16 protein-coding genes are annotated in these 23,812 nt (G+C 37.5%); 10 read left to right on the top strand and 6 right to left on the bottom strand.

What is annotated here, in order from left to right:
- Nucleotides 1-144: 144 nt before the first annotated feature.
- Together J4051_RS17720 and lysS are read right to left on the bottom strand one after the other, a co-directional pair.
- On the bottom strand, nucleotides 145-1,047 hold the full coding sequence (locus J4051_RS17720) for an endonuclease/exonuclease/phosphatase family protein (protein WP_208235220.1): 903 nt from the start codon (nucleotides 1,045-1,047) through the stop codon (nucleotides 145-147).
- Between the two features lie 4 nt (nucleotides 1,048-1,051).
- Nucleotides 1,052-2,740 (bottom strand): lysine--tRNA ligase, encoded by a 1,689-nt coding sequence (gene lysS, locus J4051_RS17715; protein WP_208235219.1) that lies wholly within the window; start codon nucleotides 2,738-2,740, stop codon nucleotides 1,052-1,054.
- Nucleotides 2,741-3,028: 288 nt separating this feature from the next.
- Here lysS and J4051_RS17710 point away from each other — a divergent pair, with 288 nt between their 5' ends.
- From J4051_RS17710 to J4051_RS17700, 3 genes are all read left to right on the top strand, one after another.
- Nucleotides 3,029-3,187: a YqaE/Pmp3 family membrane protein gene (locus J4051_RS17710; RefSeq protein WP_163517257.1), complete on the top strand. Its 159-nt coding sequence runs from the start codon at nucleotides 3,029-3,031 to the stop codon at nucleotides 3,185-3,187.
- Nucleotides 3,188-3,738: 551 nt separating this feature from the next.
- The gene (lipB, locus tag J4051_RS17705) at nucleotides 3,739-4,455 is read left to right on the top strand and encodes a lipoyl(octanoyl) transferase LipB (protein ID WP_208235218.1); all 717 of its coding nucleotides are present in this window, start codon (nucleotides 3,739-3,741) and stop codon (nucleotides 4,453-4,455) included.
- Between the two features lie 2 nt (nucleotides 4,456-4,457).
- Nucleotides 4,458-4,937, top strand: a complete 480-nt coding sequence (locus J4051_RS17700) for a hypothetical protein (protein ID WP_208235217.1) — start codon at nucleotides 4,458-4,460, stop codon at nucleotides 4,935-4,937.
- 107 nt (nucleotides 4,938-5,044) lie between these two features.
- Here J4051_RS17700 and J4051_RS17695 read toward each other — a convergent pair whose 3' ends face one another.
- The 4 genes from J4051_RS17695 to J4051_RS17680 all read right to left on the bottom strand — a co-directional run bounded on the left by J4051_RS17695 (nucleotide 5,045) and on the right by J4051_RS17680 (nucleotide 10,716).
- A complete protein-coding gene (locus J4051_RS17695; RefSeq protein WP_208235216.1) occupies nucleotides 5,045-6,094 on the bottom strand; it encodes a nucleoid-associated protein in 1,050 nt (349 codons plus the stop codon).
- Between the two features lie 116 nt (nucleotides 6,095-6,210).
- Entirely contained in the window at nucleotides 6,211-7,542 is a 1,332-nt protein-coding gene (locus J4051_RS17690) for an OmpA family protein (RefSeq protein ID WP_208235215.1), read from the bottom strand.
- Nucleotides 7,543-7,657: 115 nt separating this feature from the next.
- Nucleotides 7,658-10,087, bottom strand: coding sequence for a ribonuclease HII (locus tag J4051_RS17685; protein ID WP_208235214.1), 2,430 nt, complete (start codon nucleotides 10,085-10,087; stop codon nucleotides 7,658-7,660).
- 26 nt (nucleotides 10,088-10,113) lie between these two features.
- Complete coding sequence (locus J4051_RS17680) at nucleotides 10,114-10,716, bottom strand: ribonuclease HII (RefSeq protein ID WP_208235213.1); 603 nt, start codon at nucleotides 10,714-10,716, stop codon at nucleotides 10,114-10,116.
- 189 nt (nucleotides 10,717-10,905) lie between these two features.
- On the opposite strand from J4051_RS17680, the gene J4051_RS19230 reads away from it, so the two are divergent.
- The 7 genes from J4051_RS19230 to J4051_RS17650 form a co-directional block, all read left to right on the top strand.
- Complete coding sequence (locus J4051_RS19230) at nucleotides 10,906-11,739, top strand: TonB-dependent receptor plug domain-containing protein (protein WP_317192742.1); 834 nt, start codon at nucleotides 10,906-10,908, stop codon at nucleotides 11,737-11,739.
- Nucleotides 11,726-14,032 (top strand): SusC/RagA family TonB-linked outer membrane protein, encoded by a 2,307-nt coding sequence (locus J4051_RS17675; protein WP_317192741.1) that lies wholly within the window; start codon nucleotides 11,726-11,728, stop codon nucleotides 14,030-14,032. Before J4051_RS19230 ends, J4051_RS17675 begins: the two co-directional genes overlap by 14 nt.
- Before the next feature lie 24 nt (nucleotides 14,033-14,056).
- Nucleotides 14,057-15,670: a RagB/SusD family nutrient uptake outer membrane protein gene (locus tag J4051_RS17670; RefSeq protein WP_208235212.1), complete on the top strand. Its 1,614-nt coding sequence runs from the start codon at nucleotides 14,057-14,059 to the stop codon at nucleotides 15,668-15,670.
- Nucleotides 15,671-16,155: 485 nt separating this feature from the next.
- Nucleotides 16,156-19,425, top strand: a complete 3,270-nt coding sequence (locus J4051_RS17665) for a SusC/RagA family TonB-linked outer membrane protein (protein ID WP_208235211.1) — start codon at nucleotides 16,156-16,158, stop codon at nucleotides 19,423-19,425.
- 17 nt (nucleotides 19,426-19,442) lie between these two features.
- Nucleotides 19,443-20,945, top strand: coding sequence for a RagB/SusD family nutrient uptake outer membrane protein (locus tag J4051_RS17660; protein WP_208235210.1), 1,503 nt, complete (start codon nucleotides 19,443-19,445; stop codon nucleotides 20,943-20,945).
- A gap of 217 nt (nucleotides 20,946-21,162) precedes the next feature.
- Nucleotides 21,163-23,091 (top strand): putative porin, encoded by a 1,929-nt coding sequence (locus J4051_RS17655; protein WP_208235209.1) that lies wholly within the window; start codon nucleotides 21,163-21,165, stop codon nucleotides 23,089-23,091.
- 417 nt (nucleotides 23,092-23,508) lie between these two features.
- Nucleotides 23,509-23,812, top strand: a 304-nt coding sequence (locus J4051_RS17650; protein WP_208235208.1) for a hypothetical protein, incomplete at its 3' end; no start/stop codon positions are given.

The following is a 23,812-nucleotide window of genomic DNA, read 5'->3' as shown; positions in this document are numbered from 1 at the left end:
ATTGCTATCTCTATGTGGTAACTGTTGAAGTGAAAAGAAAGCCGTCCAAGAATAAGGTTGCACATTTAAAAGTATGCCTGTCGAGTCTTTATCTTCATATTCAATAGATATTCGGAAGACCTATTAACACGTGTTGCAAGAGTATTATTTAAAATATCCAACCAGCATGGCATGATCAGAAACATTATAATGATGTTTTTGAAGAAGTAGAGGGGGTAGCGACTTAGACGAATAAATTTGGTCAATCTCAAGTAGAGGAATTCCGAAGGGCCAAGTCGCAGTAAATCCTTGTCCATAGTCTCGAAAGCTAATGTAGTCAATGTCAAAAGTTCTAAAATGAATGCTTTCATACGGCGTGTTGAAATCACCAACAATAAGATCTGCATTTCTTTCAGAAACTAACTGTAATATGGTTTCGAACGTTTTTCGTTTATCCATTGTTGGACTTTGAAAAGTGTCTGTAAGAGCAACTAATAATGAACTTTTATTTAGTTGTATCTCCACAAAATTGATGTGATAACAATATTCTTCAGCTTCATAGGTGATGTTTATGATATGGCCTTTAATACCAATCATCATATTGCCTTCAAGTATGCTAAATTCATAAACAGGAAACTCTTTTGAGAGCTGTAGAATGTCTGCTTCGGTCGCGTGTTCTGTTTCGACGAGAGCGATGATGTCAGGCTGTATTTTTTTGATGGTTTTTGAGAGGATTTCTATCGGGATTGTCACTCTGTCGGCAGCATTCCAAAATATGACTGACGTTGCATCTTGGGGAATTGTGACAGTCCTTGGGAAAATATAAGAATTGTTGAACCAAACTCCAGTTAGACCTATAGTCAGGCAGATTAAAAAGATGAAATATGCTTTTTGCCTATAAAATAAAATGGTAATAATGCTTCCAATAAAAATTAAAATAGGCAGGGGAAAAGCATAGAAAATAATTTGAAGAAATTGGAAGTGATCTTTTAAGATGAAATGTGTAAGTAATAAAAGAGCATATGCAAATAATGCACATGCTCTAAGTATTACAAAAGTTTTCATCATAATATTATATGATATCCACGAATAAACCAGCTTCAGTTTTTTCCACTTTGGCGAGTTTATTTTTTGTCAGGCCTTTTATTGTTAAATCCCATTTTTTGTTGCTCAATCCTGATTGGGCTTTTAAGGTATTTAAATCAACAGGAGCGTTAGATTTTAGAAGGGTCAGCACAGCTTTTTCTTCATCAGTCATTGCTACGGCTTTCTTTTCCGGCTTCATTTGCGGGAAGAACAATACTTCTTGTATGGATTGGTTATTGGTCAAGTACATGATCAGACGATCCATACCGATCCCCATTCCTGATGTTGGAGGCATTCCGTATTCTAAGGCCCGTAAGAAATCGTAATCAATCATCTCAGTAGCTTCATCATCCCCTTTTTGAGCCAATTCCATTTGGTGTTCAAAACGTTCGCGTTGGTCAATAGGATCGTTCAATTCAGAATATGCATTCGCTATTTCCTTACCACAGACCATCAGTTCAAAACGCTCGGTGAGTTCCGGATTGTTGCGATGTTCTTTACACAACGGACTCATTTCCTTTGGATAATCGGTAATGAATGTGGGTTGGATATAATTGCCTTCACACTTTTCACCAAAAATTTCATCGATCAATTTACCTTTACCCATCGTTTCATCCACAGCAATGCCCATATCTTGAGCCGCTTTTCTGATCTCATCTTCAGATTTTCCTGTAATGTCAAAACCAGTAAAATGCTTAATGGAATCCGTCATGGTGACACGAGCGTAAGGTGCTTTAAAGTCGATTTTGTGCTCACCAAAAGTCGCTTCGGTTGTACCGTTTACGGCAATAGCACAATGCTCTAACAGCTCCTCACAAAAGTGCATCATCCAATTGTAATCTTTGTAGGACACGTAAATTTCCATCGCTGTAAACTCCGGATTGTGCGTTCGGTCCATGCCTTCGTTTCTGAAGTTTTTTGAAAACTCATAAACGCCGTCAAAGCCACCAACAATGAGGCGTTTTAGGTAAAGCTCGTTGGCAATCCGCATGTACAACGGAATGTCCAAACTGTTGTGGTGCGTTACAAACGGACGTGCCGCTGCGCCTCCAGGAATGGGTTGCAAAACAGGAGTTTCTACCTCAAAGTAGCCAGCATCATTAAAAAATTGACGCATGGCAGTATATAACTTGGTACGTTTGATAAATACTTTTTTAACGTTCGGGTTGACTACCAAATCGGCATAACGTTGTCTATAGCGTTGCTCAGGATCTGTAAATGCATCATAGATCACACCATCTTTTTCCTTAGGTAGTGGCAAGGGTTTTAAAGATTTGCTTAGTAAAGTGAAGTTTTTAACTTTTACTGTTTTCTCGCCAACTTGAGTTGTGAATAGTTCGCCTTCAATCCCGATGAAATCCCCAAAATCCAACAGCTTTTTAAATACTTCGTTGTATAAGGATTTATCATCTCCAGGACAGATTTCATCCCGGTTAAAATACGCTTGGATTCTCCCTTCAGAGTCTTGTATCTGGGCAAAACTTGCCTTTCCTTGGACTCTTACGGACATCAATCGGCCAGCAATAACAACCTTCTTGCCTTCTTCAAATTGCTCTTTCACCTGTTTGGAGGTATGGTCCACAGGATATAAATCGGCTGGATAGGGATTAATACCCATCTCACGTAATGTGACTAATTTTTCTCTTCGAATGAGTTCTTGTTCTGAAAGTTGCATGCTGTTAAATTTTAATGTGCAAAATTACACTTTTTTTGAAAATTAAACATCTTACTTACAAGGATAGATTGGCTTTTTGGCGGATTAATGAAGGAAAGTTTTTCATTAGTGGTGAAATTATTTGTTTTTGGGTGTGTATTTCGATTTTTTAATGATTTTTGCAGTGTCTTCAGTTTTTAAGGCGACTGTTTTTTAGGGATGTTCCCGTAACATATTGGACGTTTATGCGTCTTATTAGCACACCAACTTAAACAGGAGGTCTATCAATCATCAAAAATCATTAAAATCATGAGTATTTGGAGGGTCATTCTTTCTATTTTTTGTCCACCTTTAGCGGTTCTTGACCGGGGGTGTGGCTCTATCGTTATTGTCTTTTTATTATGGCTTTGTGGATGGGTCCCTGGAGTTATTGCGGCACTGGTGATATTGAACAATCCGAAGCGATAGGGTGTTTCAGTTCGCAGCCTGCCCGTACCGATAAGGCACGTTCGGGGCGGGTCTTCAGTTGGCAGACTTCAGTCTCGGTCTCAGTCAACGAATATCGTTCGTTTTTGAGATACTTCGGGCTTGGTAAGCTTTTCCATCCTTGCTATCTGAAAAAAGTCTGATGGACCTTATAATTCAAAGTTCATATCCATACATCATCCATACACTATCCATGGAGTATCCATACACTATCCATGGAGTATCTATTGAGTGTCTTGATGCGAATTTGACACGAAATAGGTAGACACGAAGGAGACACGAACTTGATACGGAGGTGACCCATCCTTAAATAGCTATACAGGTTAAAGAATAAATCCTGATATAATTATACAATTAAATTTCTTTTAATAGACAAACACCGTAAACTATTTAAACACGAATTTTGAGAACGATCTGGTTTTCTTTGAAGAATGCCGTGACGCTCCATGAGACTCATTAAAACCATTCGTCACATCTTTTTTTTTGACGTCACTCTGTACATCTTCCATCTAAAATAGTTTAATTTTGTAACTATGAATAAAATAGTCGAAGTTCAAGATTTAGGCCATAATGATTATAAAACGACTTGGGATTACCAAGAAAGTTTATTCAAGTCTGTTATAGATGCCAAAATCAAGAATAAAAGAGAAGACGCCAACTTAGAAACACAAAACTACTTCCTATTTGTCGAGCATCCACATGTGTATACATTGGGGAAAAGTGGAGATTTCTCACATCTGTTGTTGAATGAAGAGCAGCTTACCCAAAAAGGTGCTACTTTTTATAAAATAAATAGGGGAGGAGATATAACTTATCACGGTCCAGGGCAAATTGTAGGTTATCCGATTCTGGACTTGGAGAACTTTTTTACTGATATTCATAAATACTTGCGATTACTGGAGGAAATGATCATTTTGACATTAATGGAGTACGGACTTAAAGCAGAGCGAAGTCCGGGAGAAACAGGTGTTTGGTTAGGTGTAGGGACGCCTTTTGCACGGAAGATCTGTGCCATGGGTGTCAGAGCAAGCAGATGGGTTACGATGCACGGTTTTGCATTGAACGTAAATGCCGATTTGGGCTATTTTGACAATATCATTCCGTGTGGCATTCGTGGTAAAGCTGTTACAACTTTGAATGTTGAATTAGGTGTGGATAAGGTGAACGAATCCGAATTGAAGGCTAAACTTTTAAAGCACTTTATGGATTTGTTTGAAGCCGTGCCTCATCATAAAAAGAGTGTGTTTTAAATATGGGACACCTTCAAAAAATTATTTTGTTGGTTTTAGTCGTGCCCTTAGCACTGTTTCCTGGAGGTCTGATTTCTTATATCCTAGTGTTTGAAGAACTGAAATTTGAAGCGTCGATGTGGATCCCGATTGGGATGACAGCTTTGGGGATTGGCAGTTTTATTTTTCATTTTAAAACCAAAAGCTTCTATAGATTACTCAAAAATGAGGAGAATTTACCAAAAGTAAATCCGTTGTTTTGGATTTTAGATATTGCTTTTGGATGTGCTTATATTCTATTCTCCTTTTTTATAATCCATCTCATATACAAGTTTCCAGCAGAGAAAAACACAATGGTTTTACTGGTAGTTATCATACCCATGTTCATTGCAGGTGCATGGACAGTTTTTGAAGCTATCTATCTCAATAAGTTAATCGGTATTCACAAATATGCACATCGTCATTCTGAGATTGAAGATATCAGAGGAAATATCTCGGAATAGGATCAGTCTCCAGTTGGCAGTCGGCAGTCTTCAGTCTGTCAATTGTAAATCAATCTTAAATCTTAGATCGTCAATCAAAAATCGTCAATCAAAAATCGAAAATCCCATTAGCTTTCCTCATTAAAAAACACCTTGTAATAATGCATTTTCTTAATGTCATCATAGCCGCGTTCTAAATATTCGGCTGAAGCGTCAGGTGCGTCTACATCTAATTTAATCTGGATGTTGGTGTCTAGTTTAATTTCCGTTTTAATCTTCTGTCTTTGTTTTTTCAGGACATTCTCAGAAACATCAAACTGGTTGCGGATGATTAAGGCATGATCGGTTTCAAAGCCTTTTTTATAATCGTCAAAAAGCTCTTTATACTTGTCATCATCAAAGACATCATCTTTAAAGTTCTCAACGTTGATCACTTCGTTTTCCTTGAAAAAATCAATGGTCTTAGCCAAGAACGTGCTTTTTTCCTGAAGGCCTAAACTCGGTTTTAAAACGTCTTCGGAAAAATCCCTACAGAGTTCAATGTAGTTTTTTGTGTGTTGGTTATGGTCATCTGGATACTTTATGTTGAGAAAATGCTTGATCCAGTATTGGGTGTCGTAAGAGTTATTGTCAACGCTCAGGATGATATTGCCTTCTGTGTCTGAAGTGTTTAAGATGAGACAGCCCTTGTCTACTTTTTTGGTTGGAATTCCTTTTTGGGTGATCAGGTCATAACTGTTGTTTTCCAAGTAAGTTTGGAAGAATTCTGCTCTGTTTTCAATTTTGAAGATCCCGATTGCTTTGACGAACATATCGTCATATTGAATGTCCTCAAAAACACATACCAACACATCTCCCGTTTTTATTTGTGCAGAATTACTTTGCTCGAACAAATGCGTGACCACGTGTTTTGAGATTTCTATAAAGTTGCTTTCGTCAGCAAACAACTGTGTTGCGTACGTGTTGATTTCATTGAGATTGATGTTAGAATGGTGATTAAACCGATAACTCTCTACCAAACTACCAAACGGGCGTAGCAAATAACCTAACATCAAGTCATAGCTGACTTCATCAAACTCCAATTCCTGTTCGGAAAAGGCATTTTTAGTACTATTAAACTTATTGCCAACTTTATGGAGTATCGCTTTTGAGATGGAGGATTTGGTACGTTTGATCATGACAGAATGTTTGCATTTTTGAAGTCTGCAATACTACATAAATTTGTGTGAAATCAAAGAGAAAACGCCAAAGAAAAATCCCTGGCGTTTTAGAAAACATGAGGATTTACCTGATCCTAAATTTTTATAAATTCGACGCGTCTGTTTTGCGCCTTTCCATCGGCGGAGGTGTTGTCGGCTACTGGGACGCTTGCACCTTTGCCATCCGTTTGGAGTCTGCTCGCAGGAATGTTGTAAAGATTGACCAAAGCGTTTTTAACGGACTCGGCACGTTGTTTTGAAAGGGTCATATTGGTGCCACTATTGCCATCAGCATCTGTATGGCCAACAATATTGAGTTTCATGTTTTCATCTTGCAGCAATACTTGAGAAATCTGTAATACGATCCCCAAAGATTGGGGTTTTATATTGGCTGAACCAGAGTCGAAGAGAATTCCGTTGGTAGAAATTTTCCCTTCAGACAATAGTTTTCTGCGCAAGTCTTCGCCACCATCGGCAACTCTAAGATTACTTATGAATATGCGCTCTTCGCCCTCTTTAAGACCAACCAGATTGAACTTGATATGTTTTAATACGTTCAGTTCTTCAACCATCCTCGGGATGTCTAAATATTTTGTTTCATTGACCCAAAGTCGATATCTGTTTTTGGTTACTGCAATGGCTATATGAGGTTGGTTGAGTAATTCTTCTCTGATGTCTGCGGCAACTTTACTGTCAATGCCGCCTCTCTTGCCATTGAAATGATTGGAGGAATGAATGCCATAGGAGTTATATTGGCATAATGATATAGAGCTTTGAATGTAATTATCTGAGTGCCTTTTTAGAGCGTCTGAATCAGTCAATGAAAACTGTAGATAAGAGCTGGAGCTGGTTTTATTACTAAAACCTTGGGTCACGACGTCAAACTCAATAGTATAATCTTCAGGTAGGTCTTTTAAATCGGGAATGTATATGACAGAATGACCTGGCTTGATCTCAAACCAATTACCTTCCACGTTATTTATTTTAACCACTTCGCCAGATCCATTGGTATTCCATTTAGAAGGAAAATCCCCTATGAAATCTTGTGAAAAGTCGTCATAGAACAGCACCTTGTCCCCAGGAACAAAATCGAACTTGCTGTAGACTTCTAAATTGTCTGAAACATTTTTTCTTTCAGTTGCATTATTGGTTTTGGAATTGTTGATAGGTGTTTGAGTTTGATGGTCAACGGTGTTTTCCGATTCATTTGAAGGCGTTTTTTTTGTCGACGACTTTTGGCTTGGGTCTAAAATGGAGTCCATCATTTTGCCGGTCTCTTTTTCCGTTTTTCGCTCTAATTTTCGCTCGACGGTCCGTTCGGCGCTTTTTTGTAATTTCTTCCAGATTTGGGCATTTGCCGAAGGCATCATAAAAAGCCCAATAAGAGCAGCGCCAAGGATATTTTTAAAGGGTAGAATCGTTTTCATTTCTATACAGTATTTGTTAAGCGTTAATAGCAATCTATTAATATAGTAAGAAACAGTACTTAAACGATAGGAAACTGTATGGTTGGTATGTCTTTATGTGTGGATGGTCGTCGTGTTAATTTATTTGGTAGATAATAATGCCGTTTTGATCCCCTTTTGTCACAAACTCGGGGTTTTTTCCTTTGTCAATATTGTCAAGATCGATGGTGGAATTCCCATAAACCGGAAAGTTGTTAATTCCTTTGCCTAAACTGTCAAAAAGATAGACTTTCTTCGCCTGTAAATCGGTAACGGAGACGTAGATCTTATCGTTGACATAAAATATTTTTGGTGGAGTATATTCCCCAAAGTCCAATTCAACTTTATTGGTCTTAATGTGCAGGATGTTTTCAGAAAGTGTCACTAAAGTTTTACTAGTTGCTGTGATGCTGTGTTTTTCCCCTAAATTGAGATTGCTACTGCTCATTTTGCCATTTACATCAATCTGTACGAGGTCTCCTTTAGCTGTCGTTGTCGTGAACTTGTTGTCGTATAGATAAATACCGCTATCGCTAAAGCTAACGTTGTTTTTTACGTTGACACGTGTTTTGCCCACACGACTTAATATTTCGAGTTCATTGCCTTGGACAAAAACAATATAATCCTTTCTGTCAATTCTGAAATGTTGAGGTTGCGTATTAATTGTGTTTTCTGCTTTTTTGTAGTTAAATCCTCGTACAATGTTTCCTCGTTTGTTATATAATAAAATAGCGGCTCCTTGGGTGACCATCAATCTGTAATCTCTGTTTTTATCATAGTCAAAGACCGATAGCGGTTGTGTGATCTGATCCCTAAACTTTAAAGGAAATGCGCCAACATCCTTTCCATTGCGATCTAAAACATACACACGATGCTCAGTGGCAAAAGCCAATTGAAGCCGCCCATTTTTATTGATGTCTATCTGCTCTATTCGACCTAAGACTTTGCCGTCCAATTGCTTTTTCCATTGCACTTTGCCATCTTTGGAAATAAGATATAAATTATTGCTAATATCCTGGACTACCACTTCCATTTGGCTGTTGGTGTGATTGTTGACAAATTGTGGATTGGTCAGCACATCGGCATCCAAAGTCACGCTGATGTCTTCATGAACCGTGTTTGAGGCGGATTTTTTCTTAATTTTTTGTAGTATGGCATGAACGTGCGCAAAATCAGCTTCATATACAAACTGAATTGCGGACGCGTTGAAATCATCAGTTTTGATGGTGTTTTCCGTCTCGAAATTTGAATTGAGAATTTGCTTTAGATGATTGGCATTACCATAAGCAAATAATGACGACTCATCGCTTAATTCATCCATCATGTCTTCAAAGGCATGAGACGTATAGAGCGTTGCATTGTTTTGATGACTGCTGATGACATCTTTTAAGAGGTCCAGATTATCCGAAAACACAAAAAAGTCTTCAATATTGATGAATTTTGTTGCCTCTTTATAAGTGATCAATGGTGAGAACAAACTTGAGAAAAACTCAGGTTTATCAAATGAATAAATGGAGATGTCTCTATAGGTCTCGACGCTATTTTGTGCTCCAAAAAACGTGTTCATATTGCTGGCATCAATACTGTTCAATACGACCGCTTGCTGTCCGTTTTTATAGATTACTCCAGCTTCTATGATGCTTTCAAATAGTGAGTCATCCAATATTGAATCTTGTTTTCTGAATTTAGATAGGTTTTCTTGAAAGGTCTTGAAGCTATGAAATGAAAAGCTCAAGAAACCATCACTATCTGGAGGACAGATTTTTGGCAATTGATTTTCTTGTGGAAAGGTGTTTTTGAAAATATTAATCAAGCTTTTAGAAGAGTCCTGAGCAATCGTTAAGCCGTCAAATTTGAGTTGGTCCTGTGTTAAGTCGGCATCCAAAAAAAGATGATTGGTGAGTTGGACCTGGTTGAGATGTTCATCGAAGAAGAAAGCTGGTTGGAATGACTTTTCTTTGGTATTGATCAAAATGGACAGGGATTCTCCGTTGGACGCAGTCTTGTATAGTTCCTTTAGTAAAGGGTCTGTATCTTTTTGATTAAAGGCCGCCTCGGTAAGTGCTCTGTCATTGGAAGCAAAAAAGATACTGTCCTTAACGATGCTATAAATAGTTTCATCCTCAATGGTCGTTTTGGTTAAGGACCTATTTTTTAAGGTAATGGTTTCTACTGAATAATTACGAAGCGAATCTAATTTCAAAAGATCCTTATGATATTTGGTAATCACTGAAACTTGAAGACTGTCTGTTTTGTCCTTTCCAAAAGCAATCAGCAGTTCCTCCGAGGGTTTAAGGTGCTTTAGAAAATCAAGCTTTCTGTTCATGTGATCTTTTGAAGCTTTTCCTGAAAATTGACTGAGTAAACTATTGTTTTTAAAAACACTGATTAGACCTTCAATTGACGTTGTTTTTATGACAACAGAAGCATGAGGAGGCACCAATGCCATGAGATTGGAATGCTTATGAGTGTTGTTTTTACAACTTATGATCAGTATAAATGTTAACAGTAAACAAATATTTCGCATGTTGAATTTTTTGTAAATATAAAAAGTTAGAGTGGCAAGTGTAATTGTTGCGGCAATAATCTAAAGGTTTTTCTGTGATAAGGGGTAATGCCGTATTTTTTTATCGCCTCACGATGTTCTTTAGTAGGATAGCCTTTGTTTTGTCTCCAATTGTACATGGGGAACTCTTCATGAATTTGACACATATATGCATCTCTATTGGTTTTGGCCAAAATTGAAGCTGCTGCGATATTAAGATGTTTGCTGTCGCCTTTAATAATGGTTTCGTGGGGGATATCTGCAAAAGGCTTAAACCTGTTGCCGTCAACACTTATAAATGTCGGCACTGTTATTAAGCCATCAATGGCCTTGTGCATTGCTAAAATAGAAGCGTTTAAGATGTTGATTTCGTCAATTTCTTCAGGATGGACGTGAGCAAAAGCAAACGATACGGCATCTCTTTCGATGATGGGCTTCAAAAAATCCCGTTTAGCTACTGATAGTAGTTTTGAATCATTCATAATCAAATTCTCAAATGTTTCAGGTAAGATAACTGCTGCGGCCGTAACAGGACCTGCAAGGCAACCACGTCCTGCTTCGTCTGTTCCACATTCCAAGGGATTTGAAGTAAAAGAAAGTTTGAGTTTCAAGGATTAAAAATTTCAACAAAGTTAAAATTTTAATAGAAGCAATTGATGATTGTAGGAGTTTATTGACGAAAATCTATTAATTCAATCATTAAAAGAGAAAACGTTAAAGTTTTAACTATTTTTAACAATTATTTTGTCGTTTTAAGATATTATTAGGAAGTTTGTGGAAACTAACTTAAATATGAATTCATGAAAGTAAAATTACTAGGATTAATGACGTTATGTATGGCGCTTGTAATACAAGTGTCTCATGCGCAAGAGAAGACCGTCTCAGGTACGGTGTCGTCCGTTTCCGATGGATTGCCAATTCCTGGAGCAAATGTTATAGTTAAGGGTACCACTCGTGGTGTCCAAACGGACTTTGATGGTAATTATTCCATAAGAGCCAGTGTTGGTGAGGTTTTAGCATTTTCTTATGTAGGAATGCAAAGTGCTGAATCTGTAGTAGGTGCCAGCAATACCATTGACATGGCCTTGAGTATTGACAATGCACTTGATGAAGTGGTAGTTGTAGCATTTGGAACTTCAACCAAAGAAGCCTTTACAGGTTCTGCCTCTGTGATTAAGGCGGAGGAAATGGAGTTAAGGTCTTTAACCTCTCCTATTGCCGCAATTGAAGGCGCCACTACTGGTGTGCAATTTCTTTCGGCTTCAGGCCAGCCGGGATCCTCTCCAAGTATTGTTATTAGAGGTGTAGGTACACTAAACGGAACTACTGATCCACTCTATATTGTAGATGGTATCTCCTATCAAGGAGGATTGAATACCATCAATCAAAATGATATTGAGACCATAACAGTTCTTAAAGATGCAGCATCAACTGCTTTGTACGGTTCGCGTGCTGCGAATGGTGTAGTAATCATTACCACTAAGAAAGGTAAGAAGGGTTCAGCAGTTAAAGTGGATTTCACAACTCAATTTGGAGTCATCACCAAAGCTATTGATGATTATGATCAAGTATCTCCAGGTGAATATTATGAGTTGATGTTTTCAATCTTACAAAAATTCATTGAGTGGTTCTGATGCAGCTCAAGTTGCCTCAGCGACTATTTTTAATCGTTTGGGAAGAAATCCTTTTAACGTTCCTAATGATCAAATCGTAGATGTGAATGGAAATATCAATCCTAACGCAACAGTGATTGCTAAAGACTTAGATTGGTATGATGCCTTAGAAAGAACGGGAACAAGAGAAAGTCATTCCATTAACGTTTCTGGTGGTGGTGAAAATTTTTCAACGTTTTTTTCTGCTTCTAATTTAAAAGAGAAAGGATATGTTATAGAAAGTGATTATCAAAGAACTACGAGCAGATTGAGCGGAACCTATGATCCAACACCATGGTTGACTATGGGTGGTAATGTCAATATCGCAGTTGAAGAATCACATGGATCACCTTCAAGAGGGTCTTCAATAGCGAACGTTTTTAGTTTTGCAAAAAACATGGGGTCTATTTATTCTCCATACTTGTTAGATCCAATTACAGGTCAATACATTAATGATGACGATGGAAACCGCAGATGGGACAGAGGTGAAAGTATCAGTGACTTAGGAATTCAGTCCAGACCGACAAGTGTAGGTCGTAATGCTTTAGAAGAGGCCATTTTAAATAATGAAGAAACCAAGAGAAATAATTTTGGATTTAGATATAATGCCGATTTGACCATTACAAAAGGCCTGAAATTTGGAGTGATCTATGGTAAAGATTTTCAAGATCAAATTAACCACAGTTATGAAAATGCTGAAGTTGGTGATGGTGCGCCTACAGCGAGATTTGAGGATGCACGTTATAGAAGAACTGTTGAGAATTTCACACAATTGTTAAGCTATAACAAATCGTTTGGATTGCATAGTTTTGATGTTACTTTAGGTCATGAAAGTTTTGACAGACATTTCTCTTCCAATAGAATTTTTAAAGGCACACAGACCGTTGCCGGAATTTATGAGGGCTCAAACTTCTCTGTAATTTTAGATGCTGATGGAAGTAGTACAGACTACAAGCTTGAAGGGTATTTTGCAAGGTTAAATTACGACTTTGATCATAGGTATTACTTAAGTGCTTCTGTAAGAAGAGATGGATCTTCTGTGTTTACTAACAATAAATGGGGTACATTTTATTCTGTGGGTGCGTCCTGGAGAATCAGTCAAGAAGAGTTCATGAAAGATGTGTCATGGGTTGACAATTTGAAGCTGAGAGGTTCTTATGGTGAGGTTGGAAATGACCAGTTAGGGAATTATTACATCTCGCAGCCTTTATATGCTATTTATCCTAATGCTGGTGCTCCTGGAATTTTTTGGGACTCAACAGGAAATGCAGATTTACTTTGGGAAACCTCTGAAAGTTTTGATGTGGCTTTAGAATTTGGATTGTTTGATAATCGTTTGACGGGTTCATTCGAATTCTACAAGAAAATCTCTTCTGATCTTTTATACAATGTACCTATTCCAGGTTCTGAAGGTCAAATTCAAGCTCCCGACAACGTTGGTGATTTATACAATCAGGGATTTGAGTTAGGTCTTAACGGTCGTATCGTAGACACTGATAATTTCTCTTGGGATTTAGGTATTCAAGCCTCTACCTTAAAGAATGAGATTACTGCACTTCCTGATCCATTTATAGATGGTTCTAAACGTTGGGACGTAGGACGTTCAAGATTTGAGTTCTTTATTTATGACTATGCAGGCGTTGATCCAGCTAATGGAGATGCACTTTATAATATGTATGAAGAGGTGGACGGCAAAGTTGGCGTTCCTATTATGAATCCTGATGGCACTCAAGCTACAACCAATGTATATCAAGATGCAGGAAAAGGTTATGTTGGAGCATCTTCAGTTCCAGATGTCATTGGTTCAATTTCCAATGGTTTAAAATATAAGAATATTGGTCTTAACTTTTTGTTTACCTACCAACTTGGAGGAGATATTTTAGACTATGGGTATGCCAATATGATGCACGAAGGTGCATATGGTGTGTCGTTGCATCCTGATGCACTTAATACCTGGAAGAATCCTGGAGATGTTACAGATGTGCCACGTATGCAAAATGGAAGTAGTAATTTATCACCAAGTCTTACTTCAAGATGGTTGACAGATGCTTCATTCTTATCATTAAGAAACGTGACCTTCTCTTATAACTTAAATGATGATGTTGTAAATAAAATAGGTATCGATAAATTGAGATTGTTTTTGTCTGGAGAAAATCTTTTCATTGTTAACGAAAGAAAAGGTCTAGATCCGCAGTACAATCTTTCTGGTACACCAAGTGGTGATGATTACAACCCAAATAGAGTGATATCAGTAGGACTGAATGTTGCGTTTTAAGAAAATTATTTAAAAATGAAGAAAATGATACGAAAAATATATATACTATTATTTGTAGGTGCCATGGCACTTACACTAGGCTGTGAGGAAGAATTTCTTGACACAGTTCCTACAGATTCAATTTCAGAAGAATCTGCGCTTTCAAGCCCTGATAATATGGAGTTGGTACTCAACGGGCTTCATAGAATGATGTACGGTCAAAATCAATTGACTGGTGGATCGTCTAGTAGATCTGGAGAAAGTCACTTTATTCCAATGTTTGATGCTGTTGGTGGAAATATCATCCACTCCTCTCCTGGAAACGGTTGGATGACCTCTGATTTAAAGTGGCAAAGCCATGTCAACTCAAGTGCTACAACTGGGTTTAACTTATGGTTTCAGCGTTATCATTTTGTAGCGACCTCAAGCGCTATGATAGATAAGATAGCCACTAGTGATTTTACGGTAACCCCACAATTAAACAACATCTTAGGACAGTCACACGCATATCGCGCATGGGCTTACTATAGATTGATAACTACGTTTTCAAAAGGTTACCTTATTGGTAATCCTTCTACAGATCCTGGAGTGCCCCTTCAGTTAGATCAAGGAACACCATATACTAGTGGTCCAAGAGGTACGGTACAACAAGTTTATGATCAGATGTATATTGACATCGATAAAGCTATTGCTTATCTGAAAGAAGCTAGTCCAGCGGCAAATAAATCACACATCTCTCTAAATGCAGCCTACGGAATTAAAGCACGTATTGCTTTATCTATGGGGGATTGGCAAGCAGCAGCTGAAAATGCTGTATTGGCTAGAGATGGTTATGCATTATTGGATGAAGATGGTTGGTTGTCTGGCTTTAATTCTTATGATCTTTCAGAAGTGATCTGGGGAGGAAAAGTGATTGATACAGAAACAAATTATTTCCAATCCTACTTTTATTTTATAGCTTTTTCTTTTAATGGAAGTCAAAACAGATCGAATCCTAAGTTGATCAGCAAGGAGTTGTACGATAGGCTACCAGATACTGATTATAGAACTAAAGGATGGTTGCCTTTGGCGCCTAATACTAACCCGGCGGCTTCTAATGACCAGGGCGGTAGTTTTGAATCTGATCCTAATTATAGTGACAAAGCATCCTTTGATGCAGCAAAAGCTGAAATCATTGAAAAATATGGTGCTACAAAAGGACATAATACCCATCCTTATATGAATGTTAAGTTTCAACTGAAAAATCCAGGTTCAATTGACCCTGATGATGTCATCTATATGAGAGCGTCTGAAATGGTATTGATAGAAGCTGAAGCAAAGGCGATGATGGATGATATTACTGAGGCACAAGATGCTCTTGCAATTCTCGGTGAAAAGCGCGATTCTGCATTTGATAAGAGCATTTTCACGACTAAGGAATTATTAATGGACGAGATCAAATGGCAACGTAGAGTTGAATTATGGGGTGAAGGATTTAGCTATCATGATAATGTCAGGTGGGATGAAGGATTGGATCAGTCAAATTCAGGCGCTGCCGAAGTATTGTATCAAGATGGTTTTATGCAACCAAAACCGTCTATAAATGATAAGTGGATTTTTAAAATTCCACAACAGGAAATTGATTCAAATCCGAATATGACGGAAGCTGATCAAAATTAAAGTGCACTCTTAAGTAAGCTGAAAAAGGCTTATTTAAAATATAAAAATTAAATCCCGGAGCATTTAACTGTTTCGGGATTTTCTTATTTAAAATGGTTTTCATGCTATCTATTAGGATGCAAAAGTTAAAAAAACCTATTGGCCTATCATCTTGTGTTTGTCAAGAGGAATTTTTATAAGTCTTTTAGACTTGTATGTAAATAGTAGAGTCGTTTGTTTTTTAACAAGAAAGATGGCTTTTTCATCAGAAATAGACTTGATAGTTGAATTAAATTCTCTTGTAACAGAAATTCACTTTAAATTGTTAAAATTTTAACGTAACCTTTATCGTAATTATGCATCTAATTGATCTTGGTGCTTAACGTTTTAGGTGCAGAGGCGTTTGTTTATAGCGCATTCGGCGTTAACATTTTATTATGTAGAAAACTTGTTTTTTTAATATATTATTATGATGTTTGCGCAAGACTAACTCAAATAATTGTTTTATGAAATTAAAATTAACATGGTTAATGACGCTTTTCATGGCGTTTGTGATGCAGTTTTCTTTTGCACAAGAGAAAGCTGTCTCAGGTACGGTCACGTCCATTTCGGATGGTTTGCCGTTGCCTGGTGTAAGTATTATTGTAAAAGGGACCACTCGTGGCGTCCAAACAGATTTTGATGGACATTATTCCATTAACGTTCGTGTGGGAGAAACGTTAGCGTTTTCTTTTGTAAGTATGAAAGCTACCGAAATTGTTGTCGGTGCGAGCAATACTTATAATGTAGCAATGGAAGATGATATTGCTGCTCTTGATGAGGTGATCATTGTTGGGTACGGTACTACAACAAGGCAAGCCTATGCGGGTACTGCAAAAACGGTTGAAGCGAAGGACATCGAATTTAAAAACTACTCCAACGTGTCTCAGTCACTTGCTGGTGAAGCTGCCGGTGTGAGTGTAATCAACACATCTGGTCAGCCGGGTACGACTTCTACGATTAGAATTAGAGGTTTTGGATCTGTTAACGGAAACAGATCGCCTCTATATGTAGTTGACGGTGTGCCGTTAACAACAAGTGCATTAAATGCTAATGGGGATATGGTGGATACTGGGAGTTTAAATTCCATCAATCCATCGGACATTCAAAGTACCACGATTTTAAAAGATGCTACAGCTACCGCAATTTATGGATCGCGTGGTGCAAATGGTGTGATTTTAATTACTACAAAATCAGGGTCTTCAAGAGAGACTTATGTTGAGGTAGATGTTAAAACTGGTATTAGCACGCAGTTGATTCCAAGGTATCAGGTCATTACTTCTCCTGAAGAGTCTATTGGGCTCATCTGGGAAGCTAAGGTTAATAGAGAGCGACTTATGGGCAACCCTGATCCAATTGGATGGGTTAATGATAGGTTATTCACAAATGCAATAGTTGCACCTGGATATAACATGTGGAACGTTGCTAATGGTGCAGAACTTATTGATCCAGCAACAGGTCAAGTGAGAGCTGGTGTAACAAGACGTTATACTCCAGAAAGATTTGAGGATCTTTCTTTTAGTGCAGCTTATAGAACCGAAGCCAACTTAAGAATGGGTGGTGGAACTGATAAGTCTAAGTATTTTTTCTCTACAGGTTATCTTGACGACGATGGCTATGCAATAAATACTGGGTATAAGAGATATAATACACGTTTGAATATCAATACAGATATAAAAGAATGGTTCAACGTTGGCGCTAATATTGGCTATACGTATTCAGAAAGTATCAATAACGGTCAAACGGATGGTGCTGAGAACATTTTTGAGTTCGCTGATAAGATGAACCCTATCTATCCTGTATTCTTAAGAGATAACAATTATCAATTGGTTCCAGATCCAATCTTTGGAGGTAATCAATATGACTACGGAACAAACTCTGGTTTTAGAGCAAGGCCAAACGCCAACAACTTAAACCCAGTAGCATCTGCATTGTATGATTTTAATGGATCTAACAGACATGAAATCAATGCGAGTTTTAATGGTAAAATAAAATTGACCTCGAACTTAAGCTTTGAAACTACTTTTGGTGCTCAATACTCGAATAATATTTATAAATCCATGGGTAACCAATTTTATGGTGTAGCTACTGCTAACTCAGGTGATATATTTATGAGACAAACTGAGGCACGTACAATCAACTTTTTACAGTTGCTTCGTTATAAGAAGAGTTTCGGTAACCATACTTTAGAAGTGTTGGCGGCACATGAGAGTAATGAATTCAAACAATCTCTTTCAACTCAATATAAAGGTAAAGCTGTTATCCCTGGTGGATTGGAACTTGATAACTATATTGTGAATTTGAGCCCTGCTTCAGGTTTTTCTCAGGCAAGAACATTAGAGTCTTATTTTGGTCAAGTCAATTATGATTTTGACAATAAGTATTACTTGACAGCTTCTGTACGTAGAGATGGATCTTCGAGATTCTATAATAACAAATGGGATACTTTTGGCTCTATTGGAGCTGCATGGGTAATCAGTAATGAAGAATTCCTTAGAAGCAGCGATTTGTTGACCTTCTTAAAGTTGAAAGCGTCTTATGGAATCACTGGAGATGAAAGTGGAGTAGACTACTATACAGGGATCAATACTTTTGGTGTGACCAACTTAAACGGTGAGTTCGCGATAAATCCACGTTTATTTGCCAACCCTGATTTAACTTGGGAAACTGCAAAACAGTATCAAGTTGGTGTTGAGTTTACTTTAGGTAACTTCTTAGATGTTGGTTTGGATTATTATGTTAAAGATACAGATAATTTGATCTTTGATAGAAGAATATCACCTTCTTCTGGTATTGCTCTTCTTACCGTAAATGATGGTGTGTTGAGAAATAGTGGTTTTGAATTTGATTTGACTGGACACATTTTACAAAAGGATAATGTCGCTTTATCTCTATCTCTTAATGGAGCAATCTATAATAACGAAATCACAACGATGCCTTTGGATCCAGAAACTGGAGCGCCGGCAAGTTTAAATAATGTTGGGTTATATGGTTATTCTAAAGGTCGTTCAATTTATGACTTTTATATTAGAGAATACGCTGGTGTAGATCCTGCTGATGGATATCCAACTTGGATCCAGCATTTTGATGATGTTAATGGTGATGGTGAGTTTAATACTGGTGATATCCCAATTGCAACTCTTACTAAATATTTAAATGAAAACAGTAATGCTAACGTTGCTAGTCGAACTACAAAGACCTATTCTCAGGCCACACAGAAATACATTGAGAAATCTGCTATTCCTGATGTAGCTGGTGCTTTTAGATTAAATGCGAAAATACATGACTTTAATATTTCAGCACAATTTGCATATTCAATGGGTGGTTATGGATATGATGCTCAATATGCAGAGTTAATGCATGACAATAATGGTGGAATCACTGCTCAAAACAGACATATTGATGTGCGTAACAGATGGCGCGAGCCAGGTGATATTACTGATGTGCCTTTAATTGCAGATCGAGTAATACCAAACGTGAATTCTTCGTCTTCAAGATTTATCACAAAAACTGATTACTTGGCACTAAACAACTTATTGGTTGGGTATACATTACCGTCTAAATATACAGAAAGACTTGGCGTGAGTGGTTTGAATATTTATGCTTCTGGTGATAATCTATTTTTTAAGGGCGAAAGAAAAGGATACAATCCTACTACAAGTGAAAGTGGAAATTCAGGGAGAGCATTATATGCACCGTTAACAACGTTTACACTTGGAGTTAGGGTGAAAATTTAAAAAAAATAGAAAAAGATATGAATACAAAAATTATAAAATTAGCCGGAATAGCGTGTTTGACGCTGATGTTGTCTGGCTGTGACAAAGACTATTTGGTTCAAGAACCTACACAGTTTATTAACGCTGATCAGTTAGGTGGTGCTATTGTGAAAAATCCCGATGTAGGGGCAGGCTCAATTACAGGTATCTATGCGACCATGTTTACGACTGGAACGGGTGGTACAGACTCTCAGCAAGACTTTGGTCAAAAGGGATATGATATCTATATGGATATGTTCTCTGCTGATATGGCGCTTTCATCAAGTGTCTATGGCTGGTATAGAGCGCGAGTGACAGAGCTTCAAGCGCCTGTTGATTTTACACAATTAGAGAATTACCAACCATGGCGTTATTACTATAGAGTGATTAATCAAGCTAACTTAGTTATTGAGAGTTTAGGTGGTAATGATTTTGAGCCGGAAGATGAAGAGACTCAACATGTTTTAGGTCAAGCTTTGGCCATGAGAGCACATTCTTACTTTTATTTAACACAACTTTTCATTAATGATGTTTCGGCGTCTTGGAGTTCTCCTACCTTACCTATCTATACTGCACCAGGATTTATAGGTAATGCAAAGTCAACAACAGTTGAGGTTTTTACTTTAATGGAGGACGATTTAACAAGGGCTATCGGGTATTTAGATGGATTTAATAGACCTTCAAAAACACAAGTAAACAAACCAGTAGCTCAAGCTATTTTAGCTTATGTATTGGCAGCAAGAGGAGATAGATGGCCAGAAGTTGTCACTTTGACTAATGAAGCTATGATTGCGAGTGGTGCAACTTTAATGGGTGTTGACAACTCTAGGGATGGCATTCTTGGAGGTTTTAATGATGTTAGCTCAATAGGTTGGATCTGGGGTGTTGATCTTAATGATGATATTGGACTCAGTTTGGTATCATGGTGGGGTCAAATGGATTATTACTCTTATAGTTATGCAGCTCTTGGAGATAATAAAGTAATTGATGTTGACTTGTACAATAGTATGGCTCCAACGGACGTTCGTAGAGATCAGTTTTATAATGTTCCTGGTGATAACTTTTTACAGCCATTGTTTAAATTTTATGATGCTGACAGAGTTCACTTTGGTGCATCTCAGATAGTTAAGGCAGATTATGTTTATATGCGCTATGCTGAACTTTTATTATTAAATATCGAAGCATTGGCAAGATCAGGACAAGATGGTCCTGCTCAAATTGCCCTAGCTGATTTTGTTAATGCTAGAGGTGTTGATGGAACTTATGTAGCTGGTCTATCTGGACAGGCACTATATAATGAAATTTACAAGCAAACGCGTCTTGAGCTTTGGGGTGAGGGTAAGAGCTACTTGGCAATGAAGCGTAATCAAGCGACTATTAAAAGAGGACCAAACCATCTTTCCTTTGTTGGAGTGGAAATGCCTTTTGATGATGAGCGTTTGACATTGGAAATTCCACAGCAGGAAATTCAAGATAATAACTTCATTAATGATCAAAATTAATTAGATCTGAAATTATTTGAAAAAGGCAATCTGAAAAGATTGCCTTTTTTTTATGCCCTATAATCAACTATGAATAGGAAGATTGATGACTTTATATTTTAACTAAGTGCCTGTGGACGATGTAATCATACTGTCTGGTGTAATAACTTTCATTATCTCTATAATATAGAACTTAAATAGAAGTTATATTATTATTTTTGCCATTCAACTATTGATAATGTATAAACTCTTCTTTTTGATTGCGCTGTTGCTCTGTAGCTCTTACGCTGTTTTTGGCCAGACTGGTATTTCACGAGCAGGTGGAGGTTCAAAGATGGACAGTCTTAAAACTAAATCCGAGTATAAGGTTGCTAATGTGGAAGATTATCTAATTATTGGGTTTGAAAGAGACACCACATATTTAGACACCACCTTATCCATTAAAAAAGATTACAAATTCAATTACTTGAGAAAGGATGAATTTGGTTTACTGCCTTTTTCTAATATTGGTCAAACCTATAATAGTCTTAAGCATGACTTTAAGAATAATCGTTCTTTACCCCTGTTTGGTGCACGGGCCAAACATTTCAATTATATGGAAAAAGAAGATATAAATTATTTTCACGTCCCAACGCCGCTTACGGAGCTTTTCTATAAAACTGCATTTCAACAAGGCCAGTTGGTGGACGCGTTTTTTACGATCAATATGTCAGAGCGATTCAACTTCTCAATTGCTTACAAAGGCCTCCGTTCATTAGGAAAATATCAGCATATTCTAACCAGTACGGGGAATTTTAGATTTACTACAAGTTATAATACCGAAAACGGAAAGTATCAAGCGCGGGCCCACATTGTCATGCAGGATATTCTTAACCAAGAAAATGGTGGACTGACCGATGACGATGTTGCTATTTTTGAATCTGGAGAACAAGAATTTCTTAACCGAGCCGTCTTTACCCCAAATTTTGAGGATGCAGAAAACATGCTTGAAGGCAAAAGGTTTCACTTAGACCATCAATTCAATCTTCTCAAAGCTTCAGATAGCTTAAGTAATAATTTGAGCATCGGACAAGTCATCTCATTTGAAGATAAGTACTATCAGTTTAAGCAAGCTAACCAAAATGATTTTTTTGGAGTGGCTTTTCTTAATACCAAAATAGAGGACAAAGTGACCCTGGAAGATTTTTCAAATCGATTTTTTGTCAATTATAAGAATGACCTATTAGGAGAATTGCAATTCAGCGCTGATTACAACAAATTTAATTATGGTTATGATGCCATCGCTGTCATAGACGGGGTGAGAATTCCAAACCGATTGAAAGGAAGTGTTTTTGGAATAGGAGGTGCCTATAAAAATCAAATCGGCGGTTTTAATTTGAATGGTGAGTTTGGGCTTAACTTATCAGGTGACTTTAATGGCAACTTTTTAGACCTGAATGCCTCTTACCAATTGAACCCGGATTTTCAGGTTTTAGCACGTTTAAATTCGAATTCAAAACTTCCGAATTATAATATGTTGCTTTATCAAAGTGATTATCTTAATTATAATTGGGACAATAGTGCTTCTTTTAAAAACGTACAGACGCAGAATTTGGCCTTTAAGGTGGAATCAGAGCGAATAGCTAGTGCCGAAATAGAATACACCACCATTAATAACCATGCTTACTTTACAAAGGATAGCAATAATAATGTCAAACCAACCCAAGCGGAGACTACCATTAACTATCTAAAATTAAAAGTGGCAAAGGAATTCCATTTTGGAAAATTTGCTTTGGATAACACGATAATGTATCAAAACGTAGTTGACGGTGAAGGCATATTGAATGTACCACAAATAATCACCAGGAACACCATTTACTTTTCTGATCATTTGTTTAAGAAAGCACTCTTTTTACAAACAGGAGTCACCTTCAATTATTTCACTAAGTACACTATGGATGCCTATGATCCGTTATTGGGGGAATTTTATACGCAGGATCAAACTGAGGTTGGCGATTTTCCAAGATTGGATTTCTTTATTAATGCAAAGGTTAGACAGACCCGTATTTATCTTAAGGCCGAACATTTCAATTCTGCATTTACCGGATATAATTATTTTTCGGCGCCAAATAATCCTTACAGAGATTTCAGCATCCGTTTTGGTATTGTTTGGAACTTCTTCCTTTAGTTTGAGTTAAAGCTAAACACCTCTATAGTTTTGTTTTTCCTAATTGCCAACTGCACACGCGTCTTTATTCTTTTTCTGTATGAAGATGGAATTTTCCGATAGCCTAAAGCTTGTTGTGGTGTTAGATTTCTTTACTGGGGTATGACCTTAGATTAATTTCTTTATAAGTTATGTGCTATTAGTTTTCAAATCCCGATCGAATTTAGCGCACCTTTTCTCTACAGGTCTTGTTGTTCTTTTAGCTTTATAAGAATTCATGATGTCATTTTTGGCCTTTTTGCACTTCAGACAATGGTTTTAAAATACTAATAGATGCTGTAATGCCAAAATTCAAAACCTTAACGAACATAAATGTTAAGGAAATTATTACGCCACTTATACATTATAATAGATACGCTTTACAACTAAGTTTTTAAAATGAGTCATGCTCTCCTATATATAGGAGCGCTGATTTGTTTCAATTTGGGCGTTTGTTCTGCCGAAGGGGCAGCCCACCGCGCTCTCGCCCCTCACTTTTTCCGCCCGCTGTGGCGTCCGCAAAAGAGTTCAGTCAAGGGCTCCATCGCTAACGCGGGGCCTGTCCACGGCACCTGGGCCATGAGCGGCCTCCTTTTCGGCAGCCTAATGGGTTCATTTCCAGCGGGAAGAAAAATAGTTCAAAAAAAGTCTTATTTTATTTTGCCGGTAAAGGAAAAAGGGTTGTATATTTGCACCCCGCAAA

This window comes from Gelidibacter pelagius, assembly GCF_017581925.1.
GTDB classification, from domain to species: domain Bacteria; phylum Bacteroidota; class Bacteroidia; order Flavobacteriales; family Flavobacteriaceae; genus Gelidibacter; species Gelidibacter pelagius.
This window is presented reverse-complemented; position numbering and strand designations above follow the sequence as displayed.

Excerpts from the sequence above, each read along its gene's own strand:
- J4051_RS17720 (WP_208235220.1), bottom strand. The coding sequence starts at position 1,047 with ATGATGAAAACTTTTGTAATACTTAGAGCATGTGCATTATTTGCATAT.
- lysS (WP_208235219.1), bottom strand. The coding sequence starts at position 2,740 with ATGCAACTTTCAGAACAAGAACTCATTCGAAGAGAAAAATTAGTCACA.
- J4051_RS17710 (WP_163517257.1), top strand. The coding sequence starts at position 3,029 with ATGAGTATTTGGAGGGTCATTCTTTCTATTTTTTGTCCACCTTTAGCG.
- lipB (WP_208235218.1), top strand. The coding sequence starts at position 3,739 with ATGAATAAAATAGTCGAAGTTCAAGATTTAGGCCATAATGATTATAAA.
- J4051_RS17700 (WP_208235217.1), top strand. The coding sequence starts at position 4,458 with ATGGGACACCTTCAAAAAATTATTTTGTTGGTTTTAGTCGTGCCCTTA.
- J4051_RS17695 (WP_208235216.1), bottom strand. The coding sequence starts at position 6,094 with ATGATCAAACGTACCAAATCCTCCATCTCAAAAGCGATACTCCATAAA.
- J4051_RS17690 (WP_208235215.1), bottom strand. The coding sequence starts at position 7,542 with ATGAAAACGATTCTACCCTTTAAAAATATCCTTGGCGCTGCTCTTATT.
- J4051_RS17685 (WP_208235214.1), bottom strand. The coding sequence starts at position 10,087 with ATGCGAAATATTTGTTTACTGTTAACATTTATACTGATCATAAGTTGT.
- J4051_RS19230 (WP_317192742.1), top strand. The coding sequence starts at position 10,906 with ATGAAAGTAAAATTACTAGGATTAATGACGTTATGTATGGCGCTTGTA.
- J4051_RS17670 (WP_208235212.1), top strand. The coding sequence starts at position 14,057 with ATGATACGAAAAATATATATACTATTATTTGTAGGTGCCATGGCACTT.
- J4051_RS17665 (WP_208235211.1), top strand. The coding sequence starts at position 16,156 with ATGAAATTAAAATTAACATGGTTAATGACGCTTTTCATGGCGTTTGTG.
- J4051_RS17660 (WP_208235210.1), top strand. The coding sequence starts at position 19,443 with ATGAATACAAAAATTATAAAATTAGCCGGAATAGCGTGTTTGACGCTG.
- J4051_RS17655 (WP_208235209.1), top strand. The coding sequence starts at position 21,163 with ATGTATAAACTCTTCTTTTTGATTGCGCTGTTGCTCTGTAGCTCTTAC.